5 protein-coding genes are annotated in these 6,279 nt (G+C 69.4%); 2 read left to right on the top strand and 3 right to left on the bottom strand.

Annotated features, from left to right (window positions below; genetic code table 11):
• Positions 1-15 precede the first annotated feature (15 nt).
• The gene (locus tag NAM01S_RS14875) at positions 16-1,038 is read left to right on the top strand and encodes an alpha/beta hydrolase (RefSeq protein WP_067785380.1); all 1,023 of its coding nucleotides are present in this window, start codon (positions 16-18) and stop codon (positions 1,036-1,038) included.
• A gap of 74 nt (positions 1,039-1,112) precedes the next feature.
• Here the strand turns inward: NAM01S_RS14875 and NAM01S_RS14870 are convergent, their stop codons facing one another.
• Both NAM01S_RS14870 and NAM01S_RS14865 read right to left on the bottom strand, forming a co-directional pair.
• On the bottom strand, positions 1,113-2,138 hold the full coding sequence (locus NAM01S_RS14870; RefSeq protein WP_067785377.1) for an SDR family oxidoreductase: 1,026 nt from the start codon (positions 2,136-2,138) through the stop codon (positions 1,113-1,115).
• A gap of 280 nt (positions 2,139-2,418) precedes the next feature.
• A complete protein-coding gene (locus NAM01S_RS14865) occupies positions 2,419-3,231 on the bottom strand; it encodes an enoyl-CoA hydratase-related protein (protein ID WP_067785374.1) in 813 nt (270 codons plus the stop codon).
• A 132-nt stretch (positions 3,232-3,363) separates the two neighbouring features.
• Here NAM01S_RS14865 and NAM01S_RS14860 point away from each other — a divergent pair, with 132 nt between their 5' ends.
• Positions 3,364-4,602: a TetR/AcrR family transcriptional regulator gene (locus NAM01S_RS14860; RefSeq protein WP_067785371.1), complete on the top strand. Its 1,239-nt coding sequence runs from the start codon at positions 3,364-3,366 to the stop codon at positions 4,600-4,602.
• Between the two features lie 65 nt (positions 4,603-4,667).
• Here the strand turns inward: NAM01S_RS14860 and NAM01S_RS14855 are convergent, their stop codons facing one another.
• On the bottom strand, positions 4,668-6,194 hold the full coding sequence (locus NAM01S_RS14855) for an aldehyde dehydrogenase family protein (protein WP_084482956.1): 1,527 nt from the start codon (positions 6,192-6,194) through the stop codon (positions 4,668-4,670).
• Positions 6,195-6,279: the final 85 nt, after the last annotated feature.

The raw sequence follows: 6,279 nt of genomic DNA, 5'->3' as shown, positions 1-6,279 counted from the left end.
ACGCGTGCCGCGGCGATGATCGCGACTGCTGCGGTGTTCGCGGGACTCATGTCCGGACTCGGCGCATCCACGGCCACGGCTGACCCGATCGTCGAGTCGAAGGCGCTGCTGGCCAACCCGGTCTCGCCCGACGGCTCGAAGATCGTCAAGGCGGAGATCAAGGACTCCCGCAACATCCGGCTGCACGTGTACTCGGCCGCGATGGACGAGAACGTCATCATCGACGTGCAGCGTCCGGCCGACGCCTCGGAGCCGCGGCCGACCCTGTACCTGCTCAACGGCGCGGGCGGCGGCGAGGACGACGCGTCCTGGGTGGCCCGTTCCGAAGCGTTGGACTTCTTGAAGGACAAGAACGTCAACGTGATTCAGCCGATCGGTGGCAAGTGGAGCTACTACACCGACTGGATCAAGGACGACCCGACGCTCGGCCGCAACAAGTGGACGACCTTCTTCACCGAGGAGCTGCCGCCGCTGGTCGACGGCGCGCTCGGCACCAACGGCGTGAACGCCATCGCGGGCCTGTCCACCTCGGGCACCACCGTGCTCGCGCTGCCGATCGCCAAGCCGGGTCTGTACAAGGCGGCCGCCGCCTACAGCGGCTGCGCGCAGACCAGTGACCCGGTCGGCTCCGAGTTCGTGAAGCTCACCGTCGAGACCTGGGGCGGCGGCAACACCGAGAACATGTGGGGCCCGCAGGGCTCGGAGGAGTGGGTCAAGAACGACCCGTACGTGAACGCCGAGGGCCTGCGCGGTCTGGAGCTCTACATCTCCACCGGTACCGGTATCCCCGGCGAGCACGACGTTCTGAACGGTGAGTACGCCCTGCCCGGCGCCTACGGTCTGGCCAACCAGGTCCTGATCGGCGGCGTGATCGAGGCGGGCACCAACTACTGCACGCGCAACCTGCAGACCAAGCTGAACGAGCTGGGTATCCCGGCGACCTTCAACTTCCGCCCGACCGGCACCCACTCGTGGGGCTACTGGAACGACGAGTTCCCGCGCTCCTGGCCGGTGCTGGCCAAGGGCCTCGGTCTCTGAGACCACGCCGATTCGCACCGACCGCCCTGGTCACACCCCGCGTGTGACCAGGGCGGTCGGCTTTCGCGAGCCGATCAGACCCAGTTCTCGATCCAGTACTTCCAGATGAGCGGAGCGTACGCGGCCAGCGGCGGCACCTTGATGTCGGTGCCCGCGAGCGTGTCGGTGGCGCGTTTGGCGTCGAACCAGCAGGTGAACTCGCTGTGCTCGAGCACGTCGAGCGGGACGCCGACGCGCGGCAGCATCCAGTTGGCGCCCGGCACGCGCAGCATCATGTTCATCGCGCGCTTGGGCATCACCTCGACCAGGTGCGGCGCCCCCGCCTCGTCGGCGAACAGGTTCAGCGCCTCGACCGCGCTCATCCGGCGCGGGTCGACGAGATGGTAGGTGCTCGACGCCGGGCCAGGCTGGTGCGCGATGTGGTCGAGGGCCCGCGCCACGAAATCCACCGGGACCATGTTGGTTTCGCCGAGTTTGGGCACCAGCACCGGGAGAATGCGCGGCAGCTGGGCCGCCATTCGCAGCAGGCGGAAGAAGTAGTAGGGACCGTCGATGCGGTCGATCTCGCCGGTTCTGGAGTGGCCGATGACGATCGAGGGCCGGTAGATCCGCCAGGCGAGACCCGAGTCCCGCACGATGCGTTCCGCCTCGAACTTGGCCTGCTGCAACGGCGTTGTCAGCGCCTGGCCCTTGTCGAACATGTCCTCGGTGAACAGGCCGTCGTAGGAGCCGGCCACCTCGACGGTCGAAACATGGTGCAGCAGACCGGCTCCCAGTTCCTCGGCGGCGTCGACCACGTTGCGGGTGCCCGCGCCGTGCTCGGTCAGGTCGTAGCTCGCCGCCAGGTGGAAGACGTGGTCGATGGCGCCGCGATGTTGTGCCAGCCAGTCGCTGTCGATGCCGAGACTCGGCGCGCCGAGGTCACCGCGGACCGGACGCACCCGGTCGCCCGCGTCCCATTCCCTGGCGCAGCAGGCGAACCGGTCGGCCGATTGCTGACCGGGCCGGACCAGCACGTGGATGTCCGCATCGCGCTCGAGCAGCTGTGGGATCAGAAAACGACCGATGAACCCAGTTGCTCCGGTAACCAGGTAAGCCATAGCGAATCAACATAGTCGCCCGGCGTACGTGCGAAGTGTCCGGGATCACACTCCTGTGGACCGGAGGTGTTCGCGGGTCCCGAGCTACCGGGTGGCGACCCGCGAACGACCGATCCGGCGCACCCCACTGTGCGCTGGTCTGTGCCCGGCGCGGCGGGATCGCGCGGCGCCGAGGGGGTGGGGCGCAAGCGGACGAGTGCGCGTCGGCCGGAGCGAAGGCGGTGCTGCGCGTCCTTCGCTCCGGCGAAGTCCGGCTCGCGCTCGAGGTGACGCGCGACGCTCAGTCGGCGAAGACCGGCTTGCGCTTGGTCAGCATCGCTGTGGCGCCCTCGCGGAAGTCGGGGGAGGCGAGCAGCTCGCTCTGGCCGGTCTTCTCGGCCGCGAGCGCCGCGTCGAGCGCGGTCAGCGTGGCCTGGTTGAGCGCCTTCTTGGTGAGTTCGAGCGCGCGGCGCGGGCCCGTGGCGAGCTTGGCGACCGCGGCCTCCACCGCCGCGTCGAGCTCGCCGCCGGGCAGCACGGCGGTGAACAGTCCGGCTCGCTTCGCGGCGGGCGCGGGCAGGCGCTCGCCGAGCAGCGCCATCTCCGCGGCAAGCGGGCGTCCCGCGGCCGCCGCAACCAGCGCGGCCGCGCCGCCGTCGGGCATCAGGCCGATGTTGATGAACGCGAGCAGCAGGTAGGAGTCCTCGCTCGCGTAGACCAGGTCGGCGGCCAGCGCGATGCCGACGCCGACACCGGCGGCAGCGCCCTTGATCCGCGCGACCACCGGAACCGGCGCGTCCACGATGGCCCGCACCAGCCGGTTGGCCGCGTCCATCACCATGTCGGCGGTGATGCCGCGCTGCGCCTCGCCGGGGCTCGCGGCCAGATCCGCGCCGGTGCAGAAGTCGTCGCCCGCGCCGGTCAGCACGATCGCGCGCACCGATCGGTTCTCGGACGCGGCCAGGAAGGTGTCGCCGAGCGCGACCATCGTGTCGTAGTCGATGGCGTTCTTGCGCTTGGGCTTGGTGATGGTGATACGCAGTACCTTGCCGTCCTGCACCGCCGTGAAGCCGGCGGGAGCCGTCGCGGCGGGTGCGGAATCGGTATTGCTCATTTTTCGCTCCTGGTCTGCGATTCGGCGGACGCCGGGCAGTGAATGGTGGTTAACTTTGCGAATTGTGGTTAACTTATGTGGACTTGTCCGGCGCTGTCAACCAGGCGGCGCCGTCCCAGAACGGAGAGGTGCATGGTCGCGGAACACGGCGAGGTAGACCTCGCGCCCGCGCGGCCCGAACCAAACGGGGGAAGGGCCGGAGCGGAGAACGCCGGTGTTCGCCGCCGCCCCAAGGACCGCAAGGCGCAGATCATCAGGGCTGCCGCGCGCGCCTTCAGCGAGCGCGGGTACTACCCGGTCGGCGTCGACGAGATCGCCGCCGACGTCGGCATTTCCGGCCCCGCCCTGTACCGGCATTTCGCGAACAAGTACGCGCTGCTCGTCGCCGCCGCCGAGGAGGGCGCGCGGCATCTGCTCACCGTCGCGCGCAACGCCGACGATCCCGAGCTGGACCCGGAACCGCGGCTCGACGGCCTGATCAAGGCGATCGCCGAACACACCATCGACATCCGGCGCGAGGCAGGCCTGTACCGGTGGGAGCGCCGCTATCTGGAGCGTGAAGATCGGATCAGGATCCGCAAGATCTACGACGATCTGAACGACACCATCGCCGCGCCCATCGCCGAGCTCCGGCCGGACGCTCCCGAGGCCGACCTGCGGATGCTCGCCGCCTCGGTACTCAGCGTGGTGGCCAGCATCTCCGCGCACCGCTCTGCGCTGTCCGGCGCGCGGCTGCTTCCGCTGTTGCGCGACATGTGCTGGTCGGTCCTGCGCGCCGAACTGCCGCCCGCGCCGACGCAACCGGATCAGGGACCCGTCGCGCGCGGTCTGCCGGTCACCTCCAAGCGCGAACAGCTGCTCGCCGAGGCCATCCGGATCTTCGGTCGCCAGGGCTATCACGAGGCGAGCATCGAGGAGATCGGCGCCGCCGTCGGGATCAACGCGTCCAGCGTCTATCGGTACTTCAGCAGCAAGTCCGACCTGCTGGCCGCCGCGTTCCACCGGACCGGCGACCGTGTCTCGGTCGCCATGACCGAGGCGCTGGCCGAGGCGACAAGCAGGCCGGAGGCGGTGCGCCTGATCGCCGCCCGCTACGCCAAGCTGACCTTCTCCACCCCGGAGATCATGCCGGTCTACTACGCGGAGTTCAGCAACCTGCCGCAGGCCGAGCAGCACAAGCTGCGCGCCATCCAGCGCCAGAACGTCCTCGAGTGGGCGAATCTGCTCGACGGTGACCCGGTCGAGGCCCGCTTCCGCGTGCACGCCGCCATCGGCCAGGTCATCGACATCGGCAGGCTCATCCGCTTCGACGCCCGCCCGGCCCAGCTGGCCAGGGTGACGGCGCTGATGGAAGCGGTCCTGCTCGGCTGAGGCCGGCCGCCGTCGCGACACCGGTGTCCCGCCACCGATCAGCGGCGGGACCGTCCAGTCGGGCGCTAGACCCGGTGGCCGTGGCGTAGCCGGAACATCGCCTTGGCCATCCGTAGGTGGCGTGGGTGCCGGTCGAAGGTGGCCAGGTTCATCGGCGCGCGGTAGCGCTTGCGCGCGACGGCCAGCGTTCTGCTGAACTCGCGCAGCCCGTGGTCGCCGTGGCTGTGGCCCTGGCCGTATTCGCCGACGCCGCCGACGGGCAGCGCGGGGATGCCGAGGTGGGCGGTGGTCGAATTGATCGTCACCACGCCGACGCGCAGCGTCTCCGCGAAGGACTCCACGCTGTGCACGTCCCTGGTGAACACCGACACCGCGACACCGTTTCCGGTGGCGTTGATCCGCTTGGCTGCCTCCTCGATGTTCGGCACCCGGTTCACGATGAGCACCGGTCCGATCGCCTCACCGGTGACCGCGATGCTCTCCTCCGGCACCTCGGCGAGCACGATCGGCTCGACGTACGGCTCGCGGATCGAATCCAGTCCGCCGACCACCGCGCGACCACCCCTGGCGAGCGCGTCGCGCACCTGCTTGCGCACCACGTCGACCTGGGCTTCCAGGATCATCGGGCCGTAGGACGCGCGCTTGTCCGCGCCAGGGCGCAGCCGCCGGGCCTGCTCGACCACCAGCTCGAGGAAGTTGTCGTACACCGAATCGGCCACGTAGGCCCGCTGCAAGCCGGAGGGATTCTGACCCGCGTTGGCCATCGCACCGAACACCGCGGCCTCGGCGGCCTCGTCGAGCTTGGCGTCGACGTGCACCACCATCGCGCCCTTGCCGCCGCGCTCGACCACGACCGGCGTCATGGTCTGGGCGCACAGTGAGATCACTTCCCGCGCACCCGCTTCCGAGCCCGCGTAGGCGATCTTGTCCAGCTTGGCCCGGCACAGCGCGGCCGACGTGCCGCCGTCCCCGGTCACCACCTGGAGCACCGGCTGGCTCGGGGCCAGGTCGGCCCAGCTCTCGGCCAGCCACACCCCGACGCCGGTGGTCAGCTCGTGCGGCTTGAACACCACCGCGTTGCCCGCCGCCATGGCGTAGGCGATCGAGCTCATCGGCGTGAAGACCGGGTTGTTCCACGGTCCGAGCACCCCGACGACGCCGAGCGGCAGATAACCCACCGAACCCTGTTGATTGCGGCTGAGCCAACTCGAACCGATCCTGCGCCGCCGCAGCGCGCGAGAAGCGTTGCGCGCGGCCCAATCCAGATTCTCGATCGCCAGCATCACCTCGATCGCGGCGTCCGCCTCGGGTTTTCCGGTCTCCTGAGAGACCAGCTCCACCAATTCGCTTGCCCGCCTTGCGATGCTGCGTTTCCAGTCGAGCAGCCAGCGTTTGCGGCCACTGAAACCCAAATCGGCCCACCATTTTTCGGCGGCGCGTGCGGCACGCACGGTGCGATGGAGCTCGCCGCCGCCCATCACCGCGTAGTTCCCGACTACCTCCCCGGTGCGCGGATCATGGGAAATCAGCACGTTCGATCGGCCCGTTCCTCCCGGATGCGCTGCCAAACGTGGCTGCGCGGACTCGGCCATGGTCACCTCTTCGCAGTCTCGACCCGCGTTGCTCCCACCCGAATCGAGCCGACCCCTGACGGACCGGCTCCCAGCGCGGTCCCGC

Origin of the sequence: Nocardia amikacinitolerans NBRC 108937 (assembly GCF_001612615.1) — a bacterium.
Taxonomy (GTDB): domain Bacteria; phylum Actinomycetota; class Actinomycetes; order Mycobacteriales; family Mycobacteriaceae; genus Nocardia; species Nocardia amikacinitolerans.
Note: the sequence above shows the minus strand (reverse complement) of the source record. Positions and strands in the feature narration are given on the sequence as shown.